Below are 19,415 nucleotides of genomic sequence, written 5' to 3' on the forward strand. Positions count from 1 at the left end.
CGCTTATTCGACGCCTAACAGTTCGACGCGGAAAGTTAGCACTTCATTAGGTCCGATAGGCCCTTGGCCATTCTCGCCGTAAGCGATATCCGCAGGGATGTAAAGCATCCAGCTATCGCCGACGCTCATCATTTGCAGCGCTTCCTGCCAACCTTCGATCACTTGGTTGGTTTGAAAGCTAACGGATTCACCGCGCTCAAAAGAGCTATCGAAAACGGTGCCATCCAACAGCATGCCTTCGTAATTCACTTCGACAGTATCTTCAGGGCCGGGCGTAGCACCATCGCCAGATTCAAGCACTTCATACTGAAGGCCAGAGTCAGTCACCTTCACTTCTTCGCGCTCGGCGTTTTCAGCTAGGAAAGCTTCGCCCTCTTCGAGATTGTTTTGCGCTATCTCTTCAGCTTCGGCTGCACGCGCCTGCATAGATTGCTCTTGAAACGCCATCAACGCTTCGGTCATCTCTTCTTCACTGAGCGCCAAGTCATTATCTTCAAAAACGTCGCTCATGCCATCGTGAAACGCATCCAAGTCGAGGTCTTCGATGTCCGCTTGCATGCTTTCACCCAGGGTGACACCCAAGCTGTAAGCCAGACGCTGTTCATCGGTTTCAGGCGCTGCCGCTGCAAAGGGGGCGACTAGCAGCAAACCTGTCAAAGCCGTAGTAGAGAGAAGTTGTTTCATGAAAGATCCTTTTTATAGCGGCGCCGTACGCCAATCAGTGTCATGCAAAGACTAACACCCACCGCCCCGAGCTGCATCTTCGGGGTGGTGGGTGCCAATAAGACCACAAAATGAGAGAGAGGTTTAGCAGAGCTAGACGACCAGCGTGGGGCAGTGTGCTGCGCCCGCCACACGCTGAGAGACGCTGCCCAGCAGCGGGTTCTTCTCGCCATTGGTGCCCTGGGCGCCAATCACAATCAGGTCGCACTCTCGCTTACGGGCAAAGCGCACAATAATGCGCGAAGGCCGCCCGCCTTTCACAAAAGCGCGCACGCGCGAACTGTCAGCGCCCAGCTCAATCGCATGGGATTTTGCATGCACGGCGATCTCGGTGGCGTACTCTTTTAGCGCATCGTCAGGAATATCCAACTGATTGGGTCGCACCATCGAGAGTGAGGCTTCCAGCAGGCTGTGGTGTTTAAACACGCACAGCAGATAGAGCTCAGCGCCAGTTAGCATATGCAAACCTACCGCTTTTTCCAGCGCCCTTAAGGCGCCTTTTGAACCATCCACCGGGACTAAAATGCGATTAAACATTCGCGTACTCCTTGTGGCTGTTTAGCGGAAGGCAACATCGCGCAGGAACAGCGCAATTTGCGGGAACATGATCAGCAGAGCAGCCGCTAAAATGAGCATGAAAATAAACGGCGGGGTGCCTTTGATCACATCCCAATAGGGGCGTTTGAAAATCGCAATCGCTGTGAAAATATCGCACCCGAAGGGTGGGGTTGCCGAACCTATCGCCACCTGCAAGGTGATTAAAATACCCACCAATACAGGATCCAGGCCCGTCGCCGCAATGGCAGGTGCGAAAATGGGGGTTAGCACCAGAATGACCACGATTGGGTCAACAAACATGCAGGCCACAAAGAAGGAGACACAGATGGCAATCAATACGCCCGTGGGGCCAGCTTCATTGACACCCACCGACTCCAGAATCATTTGGGGAATCTGAGCAAACGAAATGATCCATGAGAAGCCATTACCCACCGCCACCAGAATAAAGACTACGGCGGTAATCAAGCCGGTAGATTTAGCGATAGCGTAAATGTCGTTCATCTTAAGCGAACGGAAGACCACAAACTCAAGCAAAATGGCATACAGCACACAGGCTGCAGCGGCTTCCGTCGGGCTGAAGATACCGCCGTAAATGCCACCAACGATAATGACCGGAAAGCCGAGCGGCCAAAGAGCCTGCCGAACCGCGACTGCACGCTCTTTCCAGCTAGATTTTGCTTCAGTAGGTACGTCTTTCACGATGGCGTAGATAATGCAATAAATCGAGAACATGCACAGGATCATTAGCCCTGGGCCAATCCCAGCAATAAATAGCTCGCCGATAGAGGTGCCCGAGATAACGCCATAAATAATCATGCCGATACTGGGCGGTATCAAGAACGCGATATCGCTGGCATTGATGATCAGCGCCAGCGTAAAAGAGTCCGAGTAGCCCGCTTTAAGCATTTTCGGACGCAGCGGTGAACCAACGGCCACTACGGTCGCCTGGGTAGAGCCGGATACAGCACCGAACAGCGTACACGAAGCCGCCGTACTTACCGCCAAGCCGCCCTTAATATGACCAATAAACGCCATGACCATATCAATCAAACGGTTAGCGGACTGACCACGAGTCATAATATCAGCAGCAAGAATAAACATGGGTACGGCAATGAGCGACGCTGGCCGTATACCTGCCATCATCTGCTGAATAAGCGTATCCATCTGGCCAAAGCCGTTAAACATCATATAGAAGCCAATTACCGCAGCGGTAATCAGCGGAATCATCATTGGAAAACCCAGCAGCAGCAGGGCAATCATGGTGGTGACCATTACTGTCGTCATGGCTGTTCCCCTAGGGTGCAGTGCCCCGCGTTAGACTTCTGTTTCGGTGTCTTTGTATCCATCCACCACGCCCGTCGAAAGGTAGACATCGTGTGACGTGACGTTTTTAACAGCGGTCAGCAAGTATTGAATACCGGTGATTAAAAAACCCATCGGCACCCATAGGTAAATGATCCACACCGGCAACCCCAAGGAGGGCAACACCCTGCCTTTGCTATACAGATCGAGGATATAAACAATCGAATAGTAGAGCAGGAAAAACATCACTAGCGATGTGAAAAGCGCAATGCAGATCATTAGCACTCTGCGCCCACCTACCGGTAGCGCATCGTAGATAGCCGACATTCGAATATGACGACCATGGCGCGCGGCATAACCAATGCCCGCAAAGGTAATCATGATGATTAAAATGCGGTTTAGCTCACCGGAAAACATGATGCTGTTGCCAAAAACAAAGCGGGCAACCACGTTGATGACCGTATTCAGCGCCATTAGCAAAACACCCATCGCAAGAATCACGGCTTCTATTTTGCTAATTGCAGTGTCGATCACGCCAAGCCCACCCGGCAAACCGGAGCGGTAACTCTTTTCCATTTCATCATCGGTCATGGCCGGTCTCCTTTTGAACGGCTCTCACGGCACTCATTAAGTGCCGCCGGCACAATAAACACAGCGTAATGGCACGACGCCTTCAGTGATTCAACGTTAGATATACGTGACCCAACGGTAACATTTTGAAGGCAGCCCCGAAGGGCTGACGCCTTACCACTGCAAACTAAAAAGGGGCAGCCTTTGCTGCCCCCTGATAATCACTCGTGCTCCAATGTAACTTGGAGAGTAATTACTCGTTGGTTACGGCTTCAAGGTCAGCTTTAAACTGCTCAAGTAGCTCTTCACCGTCTTCACCGGTCATTTCCAAGAAGGCTTCTTCAACCTGCGGGGCACGCTCACGGAAGGCCTGAATTTGCTCTTCGTCAAGACGTGTCACCGTCACTTCATCAGAGGCTTCCTGAATCTTCTCTAGCGACTCTTCAGCCAAGCCTTTGATATGTTCGATAGTGTGGTCATACGCGGCTTCAGAGGCTTCGTTTACCAGCGTCTGATCTTCTTCAGATAGCCCTTCGTAGAAATCCTGGTTGGCCATCATCGCAGTGGTAAACCAACCGTGGCCAGTAAATGTCAGGTGCGGAGACACCTCATACAAACCACCAGACTCGATCCAGAAAATCGGATTCTCTTGACCATCAATGATGCCGGTCTGCAGGCCACCATAGACTTCGCCCCACGGCAGAGGCGTCGGCGTGGCACCGAAAGCGTCGTAAGTTTCGGTCAATAGCGGGTTGGTCATTGTGCGGATTTTCTTGTTATCCAGCTCTTCGGGCGAGGAGAACGGCTCGTTGGTCGTAATGACCATTTCGCCTTCTGGATACATCTTCAGTAGCTCTAGGCCTTGCTCGGCATAAAGCTCAGGAAACATCTCGTTGATAGCTTTACTTTCGTCGAAGAACTCCAGAACGGTCTCTTCGTCGGTGGGTAGCAAGTAAGGGATAAAGAAGATTTGCGCTTCAGGAATCAGTGCACCGGTGAAGCCAGGCGACTGGTTCACGAACTGCAGAATACCATTCTGAGTCTGCTCCATGATGTCATCAGACTCACCCAGTTCACCAAAGCGGTAAACCTGTACAGTATGGTCTGAGTTATCTTCAATATACTCTTTAAAAGCATAGGCAAAGACATCCTGTACGTCGCCTTCATACTCTTCATGAGCGTAGCGCCAGTTGTCAGCTTGAGCAGCGGCGCTTAGGCCAAACAGCAGTGCACCCACACTTGCCGTGGTCATTAATTTTGCAGTTACAGAATGAGTAGAAACGAATTTGCTTGCCTTCATGCGGTGTTCCCCTTGCAATGGTAAGCGCGCTTTTCGAGTGCGCAAGAACCTTAATAAGTCTCGCGTATCTCAACACGACACTGATGTTCGTTAACTGTGTTCGCTAACCGGCAATGGATACTGCTCTATACTGCGTGCTAGCGGACGAATAGCGCTAGGTATTTCAAATACAGCTTAATTTCAGGCTAGCGCGCTCCTTGATGAGGGTCAAGCTGGCAAGTAAGCGTTTGTAGCGAACAAAGCCACTCATTTTTCTCCTTTGTGCCATCCTCTGCTTGGTGGCTACCTTGGTCTAAAAGCAGCTGATTTAGCAGCCATTTAGCTGCATCTGGCGACTTTTCGACAACGTTGACCACACGTTGCTCATCGCTGGACGATGCCCAAGCCCACGCTTGCCAACGTTGAATATTCTCACGTTCAGCCATCAACTCGGCCTGTTTGATGGTCTCACGCAGCGCTTTCACGGACTCGCTTTCCGATGCTGAGGCTTTTAAGTCTTGGCGCAAGCCACGCAATACCTCCGTCACTTGGCACTGCCAAAGGCATCGCTGCTCACGCTGGGAAGCCAGCGCTTTGGGCTCAGCTTCCAGACCGCAAGAGTAGAGCCAGCAATGAAACAGCACCTCACACACATCCAGACCGGCCTCGTCTTGAAGCTTCAGGCAGGCCGCCTCAACGCCGGGGGTAGCGTAGAGCGTCAGTGCAAAATCCCATAACGGTGTCTGCTGTAGGCGCTGCAATCGGGTAGAATCAAGCGTATTAGAATCTCGCATCAAATGACCCACTTTCTTCGGGAGAAGGCATGATCGCACTGCGCCAAGTCGCCCTGCAACGCGGCACGCAAACGCTACTCGACAACGCGGACGTTACCCTTAATAACGGGGTAAAGGCCGGGATTATCGGGGCAAACGGCGCCGGCAAATCGAGCCTATTCAAACTGCTGCTCGGCGAGCTTGCGCCCGACCAGGGCGATGTAGAGATGAGCGGCGGCCAGCGCATCGCGCATATGGCCCAGGAAGTTGACGCCCTCGACCGCCCAATTATCGAGTATGTACTCGATGGCGACTTGGCGCTACGCCAAGCAGAAGCTGACTTGTTGGCCGCTCAGGAAGCCGGGCAAGCTCACCGTGAAGCCGAACTGCACGGCTTGATTGAAACCCTGGATGGCTACCGTGCAGAGTCACGAGCAGCGCAGCTCCTGGTCGGGCTGGGCTTCGTCCAGGCTGACCTCGCCCGCCCGCTCTCGGCGTTTTCGGGCGGCTGGCGGATGCGGGTCAACCTCGCTCGTACGCTGTTTATGCCTTCCGATCTACTGCTGCTGGATGAGCCTACCAACCACCTGGATCTCGATGCCCTACTGTGGCTGGAGCAGTGGCTGACACGCTACCCGGGCACGCTGCTGCTCATTTCCCACGACCGCGACTTCTTGGACGCCGTGTGCGACCACATCGTACATATGCACCACCAAACCCTGGAGCTTTACCGCGGCAACTACTCCCAGTTCGAGCGCACGCGCGCCGAAAAGCTTGCCCTGCAGCAGGCGGAAGCCGCCAAGCAGCAGGCGCGACGGGAGGAGATCGAGCGCTTTATCGCCCGCTTCAAGGCCCAGGCGACCAAGGCAAAGCAGGCGCAAAGTCGGGTAAAAATGCTCGAGCGCATGGAAGATATCGCCGTCGCTCATGTGGACTCCCCTTTCCACTTCACGCTGCCCGCCGCCGACAAAACATCGCACCCACTGCTGGTGCTGGATCAGGCGCAGCTTGGCTACCGTGGTAAAAAGGGCGACGGCAGTGACGACAATGTCCAATTGGACAAGGTCAACGTTACCCTGTTGCCCGGCAGCCGCATTGGCCTGTTAGGCCCCAACGGAGCGGGCAAGTCGACGCTAATCAAATCACTCACCGGCGAACTTGAGCTGCTTAACGGCAAGCGCGTGCCCGGCGAGCACCTGGCGATTGGCTATTTTGCTCAGCATCAGCTTGAGAGCCTGGATGTCTCATCGACGCCCTTTGTGCATGTCCAGCGCCTCTCACCCACAGCCAGCGATCAGGATATCCGTAATTTCCTGGGCGGCTTTGGTTTTAAGGGCGACGATGCTTTCGGCAAAGTCGCCAACTACTCGGGTGGCGAGAAAGCCCGCCTGGCGCTAGCGCTCGTTGCTTGGCAAAAACCCAACCTGCTACTGCTCGATGAGCCCACCAACCACCTGGACTTAGAGATGCGCGAGGCGCTGACTCAAGCGCTGGCAAGCTTCGAAGGCACGGTGATTCTGGTCTCCCACGATCGCCACTTGCTGCGCGCCACGGTCGATGAGTTCTGGCGGGTAGCGGATAACCGCGTTGAACCTTTCGATGGTGATTTGGAAGATTACCGGGTTTGGCTTAAAGCACGCCTAGAAGAGAGCCGCCGGGATTCCCGCGGTGAAAAAGCCGAGCGCCAGAACCAGCAACCCAGCGGCGACAGCCGTGAAGCGCGTAAAGCGTCCCGTAAAGCGGCCGCCGAGCTGCGTGAGAAGCTGCGCCCGCTCAAAAAGCAGCGTGACCAGGCGGAAAAGGCGATGGAAAAGGCCCAGCAGGAGCTCAATAAGGTTGAGCAGGTACTGTCAGATCCAGAGCTATACACCGACAGCAGCCGCAAAGCCGAACTGACCCAGACGCTGGGTCAGCAAGCGGAGATTAAAGCGCGCCTGGATGAGTCAGAAAGGCAGTGGTTGAGCGCCGAAGAGGCGCTGGAGACAATGGAAGCAGAGCTACTCGCCAGCGAAGAGACGGCGAGCTAGCAAAAAGCGAGTATTCAAAAACCGGGCTAGCTTTCCAACAAAAATGTCACCGGACCATCGTTAATTAGCGCCACCTGCATATCGGCGCCAAACTCACCGGTGGCCACGTACGGCCAGGCAGCGCGGGTCTGGCTAACCAGCAAATTGAACAGCGCTTCGCCTTGGGCTGGCGGAGCGGCGCTGGAGAAGCTGGGCCGCAACCCTTTATGGGTATCCGCCGCCAGGGTGAACTGGGAGACAAGCAGCAAGCCACCGTTCACCTGCTGCAGGTTGTGATTCATCTTGCCGTCCGCATCGCTGAACACCCGGTAGTGGAGGAGCTTGTGCAGCAGCTTTTCAACGCTGGCCGCGTCATCGTGTTTCTCCACGCCTACCAGCGCCAGCAGCCCGTGGTCGATACTCCCGACGATATTGCCTTCCACTTCCACGCTGGCGCGCTTAACGCGCTGAATGAGTGCCTTCACAAAGCGTCTCCGAACTGACAAACAACCATTATAACGACCGCTTGTTAATTTTTCCCTAGCAGCGCATCGCGGAAGTCGTCACTCAGAGGTCGCTCGCCCAGCCAGATACCAAACATGGCGCTGGCCAGTTCTGCGTTACCGCCCTCAAATAGCGTTTCGCCATTGAGCGCCAGACGCAAAGCATCGCCATCCCAACTCAACACATAACGATCTTGCGGCTCGACGTCCTGATAGCTTCGGTTAAAGGCGTTAATATCTGCTTCTAACTGTGAATACTCATAGGCAGTGAGGCTCTTCTTAAGGCTTTCTGTGGTGGACTCGGCGAAGTCCGGGGCGTCGATGGCGTGAAAATAGGCAAGTTCCAGGCGCCGTGGTACGTCACCCAACGGTTGCGGCTGGGTTTCATCTGCCGCTTGGTAATAGGCGCCCGCGTAAGCAGTCCAAATCATGTAACGCAACACACCGCTACCGATAAGACGATAGCGTTGGCCGTCCTCCTCTACCGTGCGTTCAAACGTTTCGCCATTCTCAGTCACACTGCTGGCCATCGCCCAGGGCATTAGCAATAGGCCAGCTAACAGCAATGACAAGTGTACGGCGCGCCTAGCACCTAATAAGCATGTGGGCATAGAACCTCCTCCTGGCAGCATAACTATACATACCATTGCTCAAAATAAAGGTTCCGTACAATATTTATTGCTGCCCGCACACTCTTGATTATTAACAATGCCCGTTTGATTATTAATAGCGCCCGCTTACCAAGCGCGGCAGAGCATTAGATCGCAGTGCGGTTCACCCAGCAGCATCTCGGTTAGCTGACTAGTGTGATGGGGCTGCCCACGGCTACCGATCATCACGAGATCGGGCGAGTGGCGCTTCATATACGCCTGCAGCACATCGCAGGGTGTGCCTTGCTCTAGCACCAACTCAACATCGGGCACCCCGTCTAACTCACGCATCAGGCTATCGACTTCGTTACTCAACTGCTCACGCAGTCGCTGCACTTCATGTTCACGCCAGTGGGCATAATAGGCCTGCGAACCCAGCTCGCGTTCGCCGGGCAGTGTCCAGGCGTGCAGCAGGGTGAGCGCCGCTTCAGGAAAACGGATTAGCGCCTCTTTCAAGGTATGTCGCGCCGTCAACGAAAAATCGATGGGCACCAGGATATGCTGCCAGGGCTGGGTCGGCTGGTGAGAAGAGACCACCACAGGGCATGGCGCACTGCGTAGCACGCGCATTGTGGTGGTACCCGCCAGCAGGTCTTTTTGCCCTCGCTTGCGATGCATGCCCAGCACAATCAGCTCGGCGTTACGCTCATGGGCTTCGCGGACGATTTCAACGTGAGGCGAGCCGGTCACGGTTTGGATCAACGTTTTCGGCGCCTCTAGGGCGTAGTCTTCGCGTAGATCCGTCAACATAGTGGTGATGTCTTCCACTACCGCGCTCTCGACATCCAGTAGTACTCGCCTGGGTAGGTAAGGGTCCAACACGTGCAGTACATCGAGCTGAACGCCCTGGGCATAGGCCAAACGTAGCGCCCGAGCAAAAGCGGCGCGATTATCAGCGGAAAGATCGGTGGCAAACAGAATAGTGCGAGGCATGGCGAAACGCTCCTCGGCTGAGCAGCTCAGCCTTACAAGCAGTTAAGCAAACACTCTTTAGCATGGTGCGCAATATCCATTCTCGCAAGCTACCTGCTGCCCAAATGCTTCAAAGCAGTACACTCGATCACCACCACGCATGAAAATGGTGCACTGGGCCGCGTCCTTTCCCAACATTCAAGCGTACGCTCGCCTCCAGAGCCGCATGCAGCCACTGCTTGGCATCGCTGATGGCAGTTACCGGGGCATCCGCGTCGGCATCCACGGGAAGTTTCGCCAGGCAGGCGGCAATCGCCGAAGAGAGCGCGCAGCCGGTACCGTGCAAATTGTCGGTATCGATGCGCGAGGCGGGTAACCACTCATGGCCGTTGGGGGTAGCCAGCAGATCCGGACAGGTCGCTCCACGCAGATGGCCGCCTTTCAGCACCACATAGGGTGCTCCCAGCTGCGTTAACCTCGGCAACATCGCCTCCATGGCGTCTAAACTGGTGGGCGATGATGTTTCGAGCAGTACCGCGGCTTCCGGCAGGTTGGGGGTAATCACATCGGCCAAGGGCACGAGAATATCGCGCACTGCGCGAATGCCGGCGTCATCGACCAGAATATCGCCGCTCTTGGCCACCATCACCGGGTCGAGCACGATCCAGCGTGGGCGCCGCTGACGCAGCACATCGGCTATCACCTCGGCGACCTCGCGACTGGCCACCATGCCAATTTTGACCGCGTCTAGCGAGACATCATCCAGCAGGTGTTCCAACTGCTCACGAATAGCCTGGGGCGAAACGGGGTACACCGAGGCCACCCCGCAGGTGTTCTGGGCAATTACCGCGGTAATCACGTTGGTGCCGTAAACGCCGAGAGCTGAAAAGGTTTTCAGATCACCCTGCAGCCCGGCGCCCCCCGAAGGATCGGAGCCGGCGATGGTAAGCACATTGCGAAGACGGGAATGGGTAGACATGGGGCTCCTTCACGGCAAAAACGTCACTGTGCTCCTAGGATACCCAAGCTGCGCGCCTTATGCTGCCGAAAACGTACATGCCAAACACACAAAGGCCGCCCGAAGGCGGCTCGTTAATATGCGTCAAGCACGGCAAACTATTGCGAGGTGTCACCTTCCGGGTTGCGGGCGTTGTAGTACGCCTGCTCGGAGATGGCGTGGTAATCCTCGACCTTCTCTTGGAACGCTTGATAGGAGTCATAGATACGCGTAGCTAATTCGCTCGATTCCGCTAACTCGGCAACCACATCTTGCGAGTGCTCACGCGCCTGGGCCAGTACGTCGTCGGGAATGCGGCGTAGCTCAACATCGTGCTCGTTCACCAGGGTTTCCAGCGCATCGTTGTTACGTGCGGTGTACTCATCCAGTACGCTTTGGTTAATGTCGCTAATAGCGGTACGCAGGATCGCCTGCAAATCCGCTGGCAGCTCCGCGTAAGCTTCTTCGTTAACGATTGCCTCGAACATGACCGTCGGCTCGTGCCAACCTGGATAGTAGTAATAATCGGCGGCTTGATGCAGGCCGAATGCCAAGTCATTGTAAGGGCCAATCCACTCAGTTGCGTCAATCGCGCCGGATTGCAGCGAGGTAAAGATCTCACCGCCGGGCATATTCACAATGGCGACACCCATGCGGCTCATCACTTCGCCACCCAGGCCCGGCATACGCATTTTCAGGCCGTCGAGATCGGCAACCGAGTTGATCTCTTTGTTGTACCAGCCGCCCATCTGCACGCCGGAGGCACCCGCCACCATGACGTCAACGCCGAAGTCATCGTACAGCTCGTTCCAAAGCTCCATACCGCCGCCATAGCTTAGCCAGGCGTTCATCTCTTGAGCATTCATCCCAAACGGCACGGCGGCGAAGAACTGTGCGGCAGGCGCTTTGCCCTTCCAGTAGTAGGAAGCGGAGTGGCCTAGTTCAGCGGTACCATCAGAAACGGCGTCAAATACCTCAAACCCCGGTACCAATTGGCCAGCCCCGAAGACTTCAATGGTCAGGCGACCATCAGACATTTCGTCGACCAGCTGCGATAGACGCTCTGGGCCTTGGCCCACACCTGGGAAATTTTTCGGCCAGGAGGTGACCATTTTCCAGCGGAACTCGTCCTCTTGCGCCTGGGCTTGGTTATCGAAACTAGAAACCACCAGCAAACTGGCGGAAAGTGCGGTCGTCATGGCAATCGCGACGGGAAGTGTTTTGGCTTTCATACAATAACCCTCTTACTTTCTATTATTACTGTTATGAGTAGGGAATACTCCGCCTAGCGTAGAACACCAGGCGGTTTACTACAGGCCATTAACGGCTATTTACTGCTTTTTAATTAGGTTGCCACTTCTTAGCGTTGATAGCAGCGATACTTTTCAACTACCCCTTTTCTTAGCCAAACTGCGCAGGTAGCCACGTTGCTAGCTGGGGGAAAAAGCTCAACATGAGCAACATGCCCAGCTGCATCAGGATAAACGGGATTACGCCACGGTAAATAGCCGAGGTAGAGACAGACGGCGGCGCTACACCACGCAGATAGAACAGCGCGAAGCCGAACGGCGGCGTTAAGAACGACGTTTGCAGGTTAATCGCGATCATAATACCCAGCCAAATCGGATCAAGCCCCATGGCGAGCAAAATCGGCCCGACAATCGGCACCACCACAAAGGTGATTTCGATAAAGTCGAGAATAAAGCCGAGCAGGAAGATCACCAGCATAACGATGATCGTCGCGCCAACCACCCCGCCAGGCATACCCTCGAACAGTTCGGTCACCATATGTTCGCCGCCGTAGGCACGAAAGACTAGCGAAAACAGCGCTGCGCCGATCAGGATCAAAAACACCATGGTGGTGACGTGAGTGGTCGAACGCAGCACGTCCTTAAGGGTCGCCCAGTCGAGCTGACGATAAGCCAGTGCCAGCACAAGAGCGCCGAAGGCGCCTACCGCAGAGGCCTCTGTGGGCGTGGCAAAACCGCTTAGAATCGAGCCCAGTACCGCCACAATCAGCACCACGGGAGGCACCAGACCTTTGAGCAGCAGCATGCCAACGCCGGAGGTATGGCCAAGCTCAGCCATTAACTCTTCGCGGTCGGCAGCAGGCGCCATATGCGGGCGCAACCACGCCACCAGGGCCACATAGATCATGTACATCACGACCAGCAGTAGCCCAGGCACCAGCGCGCCCATAAACAGATCGCCCACGGAGACCGTTTTTGGGCTGAAGATCCCCATATCCAGCTGTGCTTGCTGATACGCCGATGACAGCACGTCACCGAGCAGTACCAAGGCAATGGAGGGCGGGATAATCTGCCCCAGCGTGCCGGTGGCACAGATGGTGCCGGTCGCCAGCGACGTGCTGTAACCCCGCTTTAACATGGTAGGTAGTGACATCAGCCCCATGGTGACCACCGTGGCCCCCACTATACCGGTAGAGGCAGCCATCAGCATGCCCACCAGCGTTACCGAAATGCCCAAGCCACCCCGCAATGAGCCAAACAGCAAGGCCATGGCATCCAGCAGCGTTTCCGCCACTTTGGATTTTTCTAGCAACACGCCCATTAACACAAACAGCGGCACCGCCAGCAGCGTTTGGTTAGTCATGATGCCGTATAGCCGGTTCGGCAAGGCGGCGAGATAGCCACTATCAAAATTAGCGTCGATGCCGATGGCTTCCAACCCGAGCCCCATACCGGCAAACAGCAGCGCCGTGCCCGCCAGAGAAAGCGCTACGGGAAAGCCGAACATCAATACAATACAGATAACGGCAAATAAAATAACTGGCATAAATTCCAGCATCAAACACGCTCCTCGAGATGATTGCCACCCGTGGCAGAAGGCGCTATACGTCCGGCCACCACGTAGCCATTGCGTACAATCTCAACCACACCTTGCACGATCATCAACACGGCAAACAGCGGTATTAGGGTTTTTAGTGCGTAGACGGCCGGAATACCGCCATAGTCTGGGGAGGTTTCCAGAATGCGCCAGGAATTGGCCACGTAGCCCAGGCTGGAAGCAATGATAAAGATCATCACTGGAATCAATAGTGTGATAATGCCCACCACATTGATTAACGCCTGGCGGCGCGGGGTCATCCCTCGATAGAAGATGTCGACCCGCACGTGACCGTCGTGACGAAACGTATAGGCGGCAGCCAGCATGAAGACACTGGCGTGCATATACATCACTAGCTCTTGCATGAAGATGCTGTTCACACTGAAGGCATAGCGAAGCAGTACAATCGCGAACTGAATCAACATCATAATGATGATCAGCCACGCAAGGGTACGCCCGAACCATTCAGAAGCGCGGTCCAGCGCACCAATAAAAGCAGGTAGTTGTGTTGTGTCCGACATGGGAGTGTCTCGCGTAAAACGGCTTAGGGGATCAGCGTCCCAGACAATAGCGCATATACGCGGACAATGCAGCGCTCACGCGCCGCACAGCGTGCTTATTATTAAACGCTTGGGCGAATTGCCGCCAAACAGGCCTCGGGCAAGGGTAGGTCGACAGCAATCGGCAGGTGGTCAGAAAAGAGATGATCCAGCACCCGCACTTCGGCGGCCTCTAGCGACTGCGACAACAAGATATGATCCAGCGCATGGCGCGGCTGCCAGGAGGGGTAACTGAGCAAGGGTTTAACCGGGTGCAGCGGTAACGACGCACTAAAACGCTCGTGAGCGTGCAGTTGGTCAGGGGTACAGTTGAGATCTCCCATGACCACCACGTGGCGCAGTGGTTGAATGATGTCGCTTAAGTAGTTGAGCTGACGCACCCGGCCGCGGTGACTTAGCGCTAGGTGGGCAACAAAGATATGCAGCGCATCGGGCCCTTCACCAAAGCGGGCGTGAATCGCGCCGCGGCCCGGCATTGCACCCGGCAAACGGTGCTCTTCTATTTGGCTGGGTACCAAGCGCGAGAGTAAACCATTACTGTGCTGGGCAATGCGGCCCAGGTTGCGATTGAGCTGCTGAACATGGTGGGGAAATCCCGCCTTGGCAGCGAGATACTCCACCTGATTGACGCGGCTTGAGCGAAAACTACCGCCGTCGACCTCTTGCAGTCCCACCACGTCAAACTTACTCAGCACTTCACCCATCACGTCCAGCCGCTTCTGACGACGCGGATTGGGCAATAGGTGCTGCCAACTGCGCGTAACATAGTGATGATACGCCGAAGTCTGAATGCCGACCTGCAAATTAAAAGTCAGCAAACGCAGGTGCCCATCTTCAAGCAGCGTCGAGCGTGGGCCATTTATGGCTGTTTCGTCACGCTCCCTAGCTTCACGCAACACGGTTACTCTGCGCGCTCTTCACGTACCTGATCAACCAACGCTTCAGCAATTTTCGGCATGTTTTCCAGACTACCGGCTGAACTCGGCGTCACCAAAAAACGGCCATCAATCACCAGGGCAGGCACACCCATTAACTTCATTTTGCGCATACGGTTATTGGCATCATTCACGTCGCTGCGCACACTAAAGTCGGTCAACGCTTGCTTGGCCTCTTCTTCACTGACGCCATAGTTGGCGAAAAAAGCCGCAATCTCATCGGAATCTGTAAGAGACTGATTCTCCTGATGGATGGCGTTAAAGAAGTCGGCGTGTAGCTCATCTTCGATGCCTAACGACTCTGCCGCGTAGAACGCTGTGGCGTGGGTATTCCAATCGCCGCCCATGGTGGCAGGCATTTTGACGACACTAATGTCATCGTCCAGGGTCTCGTACCACTCGTTAATCGGCGTTTGAAGGCGGTAGCAGTGCGGGCAGCCAAACCAGAATATTTCGGTGACTTCAATTTGCCCGTCATCAACCTGTGTTTCTACTGGCGATTCAAGCACTTCATAGTGCTGACCTTCCACTACTTCCTGGGCACTCACTGCCGCAGAAAGCCCCAAACCGGCCAGTGCGACCATTACCGTTTTAAACATCGCTCGCGTTTTAGACATTGTAAAAGCTTCTCCATGGGTAAGCGAAGGGTGAGACCGTGGATACATTAGCGGGTTCCCTCAGCTAGCAAACGTTGCCAAGAACGTTGCCTAGTAAGAACCCGCAAACGGCATAAGGAAGTATTTAGGCTGTCTATGTGTGGTGTTAAACGCTAGGGATTAAAACGCTAGTTCAAACCCAATACTTAGTTCAAACCCAGCACGTAGTTAGCCACTGCTTCCATATCGTTGTCGCTCATTTTTGAAGCGATGTCGCCCATGATGTTATTGGGGCTATTGTTACGATCACCTGATGCAAATGCCTGCAGCGTTGAGACCGTGTACTGAGCGTGCTGCCCAGACAAGCCAGGATAAACGGCGCTGCCGATACCGACGCCAGTGGGAGTATGGCAAGCAGAACAGGCGGGAATGCCCTTGGACATATCGCCAGCGCGGTAAAGCTCTTCACCGCGTGCCAGTAACTCAGCGTCTTCGTCGCTGGTTTGGCCCAGGTTGGCGTCTTGGCGCGCAAAGTGCGCCGCCACATCCCAGGCGTCCTGGTCAGAGAAGTCATCAACTTGACCGGCCATTTGGGGAACCATGCGGTTGCCATCGCGAATGTCCATAATCTGTTTCGCCAGATAGGACATCTGCTGACCCGCCAGGTTAGGGAAAGCGCCCGATGGGCTAATGCCCTGTTGCCCATGGCAGGCGGCGCAGGTTTGGGCCATTTCCTGGCCAGCGGATGCGTCAGCATCAGCTTGGTAGTCCGTTTGAGCGTGGGCGATGCCAACGGCGCCCATGGTAATTGCTAGGCTTGCCAGTAACTTTCTCATTGCTATTCCACTATGCCGTTTTATGTTTGACTGGTACGCACCCTGGGCGCTTCCCAGGTTTCACAAGTTACCAGGGTTAGCGCCAATACCAACCTTCGCTAATACCAACAACGTATCGCGATGGTACACTAGCGCCCCAGGTCGCAGATATAATCCGCTTGCATTATAACGAATCACCCCAGCGGCGGGAATGCAAGTGCTGACCTGCTTTAGGGGTAATTCGTCGCGGTACTGCTCTCAATTCTCTATCATGAGTCGCTATCATGCGTCCTACTTTACCTTATGGTGAAGCGATAGAGAGTTGATAGTGCGCAGAGTAGGCCGCTTTTATGTTCGTTTTTCAGGATCAACCCCATGACTACCCCCCATGATAGCCCAGTCCCTCGGCTGAACTACCCGACGGCAAGTTTTCTTATCAGCGCCCCCACCCTGGCCCTATGCCCGGATGACACCGGCGCAGAAGTCGCCTTTGCCGGCCGTTCAAACGCGGGCAAATCAAGTGCTATCAACGCATTAACGCAACAGAATGCGTTAGCGCGCACCTCGCGCACACCGGGGCGCACTCAGCTGATCAACTTTTTCAGCGTTATGAACGACGAGGCGCGGCGCTTGGTCGACCTGCCCGGCTACGGCTACGCCAAGGTACCGGAAGCAGTCAAGCTAGAGTGGCAAAAGCACCTTGCCGAGTACCTGCGCAACCGTTTCAGCCTACGCGGCTTAGTACTGCTAATGGACGTGCGCCACCCGCTCACCGAGTTCGACCAAATGATGCTCGACTATGCCGACCAGCGCGGAATGCCGGTGCATATTTTGCTCACCAAAGCCGACAAGCTGAAAAAAGGGCCTGCCAGCGCCGCCTTGCAAAAAGTGCGTTCGCGCTTGAAAGAGTGGGAAGACCTCGTCTCTGTTCAGCTTTTCTCTTCACTCAAGCGCGACGGCGTCGATACGCTGTCCCAGAAGCTCAATCAGTGGCTGTATACACCGCCTGAATGATACCTCTCTAGTTGCTCCAGCACGCGGGGTAACTCTTTAATATGGGCGATGCGATGTACACGCGGGGGTAGCGGTTGATCCTCCGCTTCAGAAATCCATACCGCGTGCATGCCCAGTTGCTGGGCAGGGAGCACGTCCTCCTGCCAAGAGTCACCCACGTGCATAGCGCACTCGGGGGCGACGTTTAAGCGCGACAGCGCGGTGAGGAACGGCGTCGGGTCGGGCTTGGGCGCCAGTAACTCGCCCGCGGCGATGGCGACCGAAAAGTAGCCAGCCAGCGGCTGACGCTTAAGATGTATATTGCCGTTGGTAATCGCCGCCAACTGATAGCGTTCCGCCAAGGCAGCCAGTAAGCCGGCCGCCTCTGGGTGGGGCGTGACCTGGACGCGCAGGCGGTGAAACTCATTCATCGCCGCTGATGCCCACATCAACGCAGCACTGCGGTGCAGACCGGCGTCTTCTAACTGGGCCTCCAGGGCGCGCAAACGTAGCCAAGTGAAGTCACCGCGCCGTTCAGGCACTTCTTTAGCCAACTGCTGACGACGCTGAAGGTAATCCAGCCCGCCCTCTTCGTGGGATAACGCCAGCGCTTTTTCCTGACGGACGCCTCGCCATGTCTCAAGTGCCTCCAGCAGCCAGCGGTAATGGCCCTCTTCGGTGCGCGCCATCACCCCGTGGTTGTCCCATAGAGTATCGTCCAAATCGAAGGTAATGGCCTGCAGCATCGTCATGGCTTGCTCCTGGGACTATTCATACGCTCGTTGGGTCCTCGTTTAGCGCGGGGGTGTGCGGCATCGTAGCTGGTCGCCAGATGCTGCCAATCAAGTCGGGTGTAGATTTGTGTGGTCGACAGATTAGCGTGCCCTAACAGCTCCTGCACGGCGCGCAGATCCTGGCTCGACTCCAGTAGGTGGCTGGCAAAGGAGTGGCGTAAACGGTGGGGGTGAAGATGCTCGGGTAGGCCACGAGCTACCGACAGCTGCGCTAAGCGCTTTTGAATGGCACGATGACCTAACCGTGTCCCGCGCTGCCCCACAAATAGCGCAAGTTCCCCCGTTGTCGCGAGTGCTGAGCGACACCCCAGCCACTCGGCCAGCGCCTGCTGGGCGCGGCGCCCTACCGGCACCTGACGCGGTTTGCCGCCTTTGCCGATTACCCTTACCCGGCTATTTTGCAAATCGCCCAAATCAAGCGCCGCCAGCTCCGCTAAGCGCAAACCGCTGGAGTAAAACAGCTCAAGAATAGCCTGATCCCGTACGCCCAATGGCGAGCCATCGTGAGGGGTATCAAGAAAGTGCGCCAGGGCGTCGACATCAACAGGGCGTGGCAGGTGGCTGGGCTGTTTGGGTGTGCGCAATAGCCCGACCGGGTTATCGTTCAAAACGCCCTGCTTGACCAGGTAATCCGCGAACCTGGAAAGCGCCGCCCGGCGCCGGGCAAGGCTTCTAGGCGCCAAGCCCCGGCTACGCTCAGAGCCTAGAAAAGCGCGCAGCAGTGCGGTGTCTAACGCTGCGGGGTCGGTAACATCGCGCCGTTCGGTAAAGTTACACAGTGCAGACAAATCATGCCGATAAGCCTCCACGGTGGCAGGGCTAGCATGGGACGCCAGCGCGGCTAGAAAGCTCTCGACGTGCTCGGCGATCATGGTTTCGGCCAGCGTCGTCTCAACCATGATCGCCGAGACGCACCAAAAGACGCGCGACGATATCACCCAAGTACTCGGTGAACAGCGTATCCATGCTGGCGCGATAGGCGTCGGGGCTGGGGCTGGCCAACAGTAGATAGCCCAATGGGTCACCCGCAGAGAGACGTGAAATCGCGCAGGAACCCGCTTTACGCGGGGCTTTCACGTGAGGCAGTAGGCACTTCCAGTCACTGACGCTGAGCTTAACGCAGCGACTAGTGCGGCCATCCAACAGCGCCGTTAGGCGTGCACTAGCGTGTTGATCCAGTACGTGACGTGGCGGCTGGGGCGGCGTTGGCTCACTGTCGCTTAACGTCGCCGGGCACCACAGTGCCATGGCGGGGGTTTCAAAGCGCTCGCTCAATTGGGTGGCCAACGCTTGCGCCAGCGCATCGCGGTCTTGGGCTTCTACCAGCGCGACGAGCGTTTCCCGTAGCCGTCGGTACTGGGACTCGTTATGGCGGGCGGTTTCCAGCAAGTGCTCCAAGCGGCCTTCGGCGGTTTCCGCACGCTTACGCAGGTCTAACACCAAGCGCTCCAACAGCGATACCGCCCCGTCGATGTTCGGATGCGGCACCTGCAGCTGTTGCAGAAGACCTTCACGACCGACGAAAAAATCGGGATGACGCGCCAGCCAGAACGCCACTTGATCAGGATCGAGCGTTTTGCGGGGTTCGGGGGCTTGTGACAT

General features: G+C 55.8%; 21 protein-coding genes. 2 read left to right on the forward strand and 19 right to left on the reverse strand.

Translation table 11 applies throughout. From position 1 onward, the window contains the following. Nucleotides 1-3 precede the first annotated feature (3 nt). The 6 genes from bamJ to QEN58_RS18725 all read right to left on the reverse strand — a co-directional run bounded on the left by bamJ (nucleotide 4) and on the right by QEN58_RS18725 (nucleotide 5,226). The gene (gene bamJ, locus QEN58_RS18700) at nucleotides 4-684 is read right to left on the reverse strand and encodes a BamJ family beta-barrel-assembly machinery protein (protein WP_280105092.1); all 681 of its coding nucleotides are present in this window, start codon (nucleotides 682-684) and stop codon (nucleotides 4-6) included. 132 nt (nucleotides 685-816) lie between these two features. Next, complete coding sequence (locus QEN58_RS18705; RefSeq protein ID WP_280105093.1) at nucleotides 817-1,260, reverse strand: universal stress protein; 444 nt, start codon at nucleotides 1,258-1,260, stop codon at nucleotides 817-819. A gap of 21 nt (nucleotides 1,261-1,281) precedes the next feature. Further along, nucleotides 1,282-2,565 carry a TRAP transporter large permease gene (locus tag QEN58_RS18710; RefSeq protein ID WP_280105094.1) on the reverse strand — a complete coding sequence of 428 codons (1,284 nt, stop codon included), beginning with the start codon at nucleotides 2,563-2,565 and terminating at the stop codon, nucleotides 1,282-1,284. A 30-nt stretch (nucleotides 2,566-2,595) separates the two neighbouring features. After that, the gene (locus QEN58_RS18715) at nucleotides 2,596-3,174 is read right to left on the reverse strand and encodes a TRAP transporter small permease (RefSeq protein WP_280105095.1); all 579 of its coding nucleotides are present in this window, start codon (nucleotides 3,172-3,174) and stop codon (nucleotides 2,596-2,598) included. A gap of 232 nt (nucleotides 3,175-3,406) precedes the next feature. Then, nucleotides 3,407-4,453, reverse strand: a complete 1,047-nt coding sequence (locus QEN58_RS18720; RefSeq protein WP_280105096.1) for a TRAP transporter substrate-binding protein — start codon at nucleotides 4,451-4,453, stop codon at nucleotides 3,407-3,409. Nucleotides 4,454-4,638: 185 nt separating this feature from the next. Next, the gene (locus QEN58_RS18725) at nucleotides 4,639-5,226 is read right to left on the reverse strand and encodes a TIGR02444 family protein (protein WP_280105097.1); all 588 of its coding nucleotides are present in this window, start codon (nucleotides 5,224-5,226) and stop codon (nucleotides 4,639-4,641) included. Nucleotides 5,227-5,255: 29 nt separating this feature from the next. Between QEN58_RS18725 and QEN58_RS18730 the strand changes: the two genes are divergently transcribed. Next, the gene (locus QEN58_RS18730) at nucleotides 5,256-7,232 is read left to right on the forward strand and encodes an ATP-binding cassette domain-containing protein (protein ID WP_280105098.1); all 1,977 of its coding nucleotides are present in this window, start codon (nucleotides 5,256-5,258) and stop codon (nucleotides 7,230-7,232) included. A 26-nt stretch (nucleotides 7,233-7,258) separates the two neighbouring features. Here QEN58_RS18730 and dtd read toward each other — a convergent pair whose 3' ends face one another. The 10 genes from dtd to QEN58_RS18780 form a co-directional block, all read right to left on the reverse strand. Continuing rightward, nucleotides 7,259-7,696: a D-aminoacyl-tRNA deacylase gene (gene dtd, locus QEN58_RS18735; protein WP_280105099.1), complete on the reverse strand. Its 438-nt coding sequence runs from the start codon at nucleotides 7,694-7,696 to the stop codon at nucleotides 7,259-7,261. A gap of 44 nt (nucleotides 7,697-7,740) precedes the next feature. Then, nucleotides 7,741-8,325, reverse strand: a complete 585-nt coding sequence (locus QEN58_RS18740; protein WP_280105100.1) for a chalcone isomerase family protein — start codon at nucleotides 8,323-8,325, stop codon at nucleotides 7,741-7,743. A gap of 126 nt (nucleotides 8,326-8,451) precedes the next feature. Beyond that, nucleotides 8,452-9,297, reverse strand: coding sequence for a universal stress protein (locus QEN58_RS18745; RefSeq protein WP_280105101.1), 846 nt, complete (start codon nucleotides 9,295-9,297; stop codon nucleotides 8,452-8,454). 127 nt (nucleotides 9,298-9,424) lie between these two features. After that, the gene (gene thiD, locus QEN58_RS18750; RefSeq protein WP_280105102.1) at nucleotides 9,425-10,255 is read right to left on the reverse strand and encodes a bifunctional hydroxymethylpyrimidine kinase/phosphomethylpyrimidine kinase; all 831 of its coding nucleotides are present in this window, start codon (nucleotides 10,253-10,255) and stop codon (nucleotides 9,425-9,427) included. A gap of 137 nt (nucleotides 10,256-10,392) precedes the next feature. Next, complete coding sequence (locus QEN58_RS18755) at nucleotides 10,393-11,505, reverse strand: TRAP transporter substrate-binding protein (RefSeq protein ID WP_280105103.1); 1,113 nt, start codon at nucleotides 11,503-11,505, stop codon at nucleotides 10,393-10,395. Nucleotides 11,506-11,674: 169 nt separating this feature from the next. Beyond that, nucleotides 11,675-13,081 carry a TRAP transporter large permease gene (locus tag QEN58_RS18760; protein WP_280105104.1) on the reverse strand — a complete coding sequence of 469 codons (1,407 nt, stop codon included), beginning with the start codon at nucleotides 13,079-13,081 and terminating at the stop codon, nucleotides 11,675-11,677. Beyond that, the gene (locus tag QEN58_RS18765) at nucleotides 13,081-13,641 is read right to left on the reverse strand and encodes a TRAP transporter small permease subunit (protein ID WP_280105105.1); all 561 of its coding nucleotides are present in this window, start codon (nucleotides 13,639-13,641) and stop codon (nucleotides 13,081-13,083) included. Before QEN58_RS18765 ends, QEN58_RS18760 begins: the two co-directional genes overlap by 1 nt. Before the next feature lie 101 nt (nucleotides 13,642-13,742). Further along, nucleotides 13,743-14,579, reverse strand: coding sequence for an endonuclease/exonuclease/phosphatase family protein (locus QEN58_RS18770; protein ID WP_280105106.1), 837 nt, complete (start codon nucleotides 14,577-14,579; stop codon nucleotides 13,743-13,745). A 2-nt stretch (nucleotides 14,580-14,581) separates the two neighbouring features. After that, entirely contained in the window at nucleotides 14,582-15,214 is a 633-nt protein-coding gene (locus tag QEN58_RS18775) for a thiol:disulfide interchange protein DsbA/DsbL (RefSeq protein ID WP_280106963.1), read from the reverse strand. A 203-nt stretch (nucleotides 15,215-15,417) separates the two neighbouring features. Continuing rightward, nucleotides 15,418-16,047 (reverse strand): c-type cytochrome, encoded by a 630-nt coding sequence (locus QEN58_RS18780; protein ID WP_022521226.1) that lies wholly within the window; start codon nucleotides 16,045-16,047, stop codon nucleotides 15,418-15,420. Between the two features lie 354 nt (nucleotides 16,048-16,401). Here QEN58_RS18780 and yihA point away from each other — a divergent pair, with 354 nt between their 5' ends. Beyond that, on the forward strand, nucleotides 16,402-17,040 hold the full coding sequence (gene yihA, locus QEN58_RS18785; protein ID WP_280105107.1) for a ribosome biogenesis GTP-binding protein YihA/YsxC: 639 nt from the start codon (nucleotides 16,402-16,404) through the stop codon (nucleotides 17,038-17,040). Here the strand turns inward: yihA and QEN58_RS18790 are convergent. The 3 genes from QEN58_RS18790 to QEN58_RS18800 are packed head-to-tail and all read right to left on the reverse strand — an operon-like array spanning nucleotide 17,013 to nucleotide 19,415. Then, a complete protein-coding gene (locus QEN58_RS18790) occupies nucleotides 17,013-17,771 on the reverse strand; it encodes an HAD-IA family hydrolase (RefSeq protein WP_280105108.1) in 759 nt (252 codons plus the stop codon). The genes yihA and QEN58_RS18790 overlap by 28 nt on opposite strands. After that, complete coding sequence (locus tag QEN58_RS18795; RefSeq protein WP_280105109.1) at nucleotides 17,768-18,712, reverse strand: tyrosine recombinase XerC; 945 nt, start codon at nucleotides 18,710-18,712, stop codon at nucleotides 17,768-17,770. Before QEN58_RS18795 ends, QEN58_RS18790 begins: the two co-directional genes overlap by 4 nt. Continuing rightward, nucleotides 18,705-19,415 (reverse strand): DUF484 family protein, encoded by a 711-nt coding sequence (locus tag QEN58_RS18800; RefSeq protein ID WP_280105110.1) that lies wholly within the window; start codon nucleotides 19,413-19,415, stop codon nucleotides 18,705-18,707. Before QEN58_RS18800 ends, QEN58_RS18795 begins: the two co-directional genes overlap by 8 nt.

Source organism: Halomonas alkaliantarctica (genome assembly GCF_029854215.1).
Classification (GTDB): Bacteria; Pseudomonadota; Gammaproteobacteria; order Pseudomonadales; family Halomonadaceae; genus Vreelandella; species Vreelandella alkaliantarctica_A.

Coding starts and splice junctions, on each gene's coding strand:
- QEN58_RS18755 (WP_280105103.1), bottom strand. CDS start 11,505: ATGAAAGCCAAAACACTTCCCGTCGCGATTGCCATGACGACCGCACTT.
- QEN58_RS18790 (WP_280105108.1), bottom strand. CDS start 17,771: ATGACGATGCTGCAGGCCATTACCTTCGATTTGGACGATACTCTATGG.
- QEN58_RS18710 (WP_280105094.1), bottom strand. CDS start 2,565: ATGACGACAGTAATGGTCACCACCATGATTGCCCTGCTGCTGCTGGGT.
- QEN58_RS18745 (WP_280105101.1), bottom strand. CDS start 9,297: ATGCCTCGCACTATTCTGTTTGCCACCGATCTTTCCGCTGATAATCGC.
- QEN58_RS18780 (WP_022521226.1), bottom strand. CDS start 16,047: ATGAGAAAGTTACTGGCAAGCCTAGCAATTACCATGGGCGCCGTTGGC.
- QEN58_RS18715 (WP_280105095.1), bottom strand. CDS start 3,174: ATGACCGATGATGAAATGGAAAAGAGTTACCGCTCCGGTTTGCCGGGT.
- QEN58_RS18740 (WP_280105100.1), bottom strand. CDS start 8,325: ATGCCCACATGCTTATTAGGTGCTAGGCGCGCCGTACACTTGTCATTG.
- yihA (WP_280105107.1), top strand. CDS start 16,402: ATGACTACCCCCCATGATAGCCCAGTCCCTCGGCTGAACTACCCGACG.
- QEN58_RS18730 (WP_280105098.1), top strand. CDS start 5,256: ATGATCGCACTGCGCCAAGTCGCCCTGCAACGCGGCACGCAAACGCTA.
- QEN58_RS18800 (WP_280105110.1), bottom strand. CDS start 19,415: ATGTCACAAGCCCCCGAACCCCGCAAAACGCTCGATCCTGATCAAGTG.
- QEN58_RS18720 (WP_280105096.1), bottom strand. CDS start 4,453: ATGAAGGCAAGCAAATTCGTTTCTACTCATTCTGTAACTGCAAAATTA.
- QEN58_RS18765 (WP_280105105.1), bottom strand. CDS start 13,641: ATGTCGGACACAACACAACTACCTGCTTTTATTGGTGCGCTGGACCGC.
- bamJ (WP_280105092.1), bottom strand. CDS start 684: ATGAAACAACTTCTCTCTACTACGGCTTTGACAGGTTTGCTGCTAGTC.
- QEN58_RS18775 (WP_280106963.1), bottom strand. CDS start 15,214: ATGTTTAAAACGGTAATGGTCGCACTGGCCGGTTTGGGGCTTTCTGCG.
- QEN58_RS18795 (WP_280105109.1), bottom strand. CDS start 18,712: ATGGTTGAGACGACGCTGGCCGAAACCATGATCGCCGAGCACGTCGAG.
- QEN58_RS18705 (WP_280105093.1), bottom strand. CDS start 1,260: ATGTTTAATCGCATTTTAGTCCCGGTGGATGGTTCAAAAGGCGCCTTA.
- QEN58_RS18760 (WP_280105104.1), bottom strand. CDS start 13,081: ATGCTGGAATTTATGCCAGTTATTTTATTTGCCGTTATCTGTATTGTA.
- thiD (WP_280105102.1), bottom strand. CDS start 10,255: ATGTCTACCCATTCCCGTCTTCGCAATGTGCTTACCATCGCCGGCTCC.
- QEN58_RS18725 (WP_280105097.1), bottom strand. CDS start 5,226: ATGCGAGATTCTAATACGCTTGATTCTACCCGATTGCAGCGCCTACAG.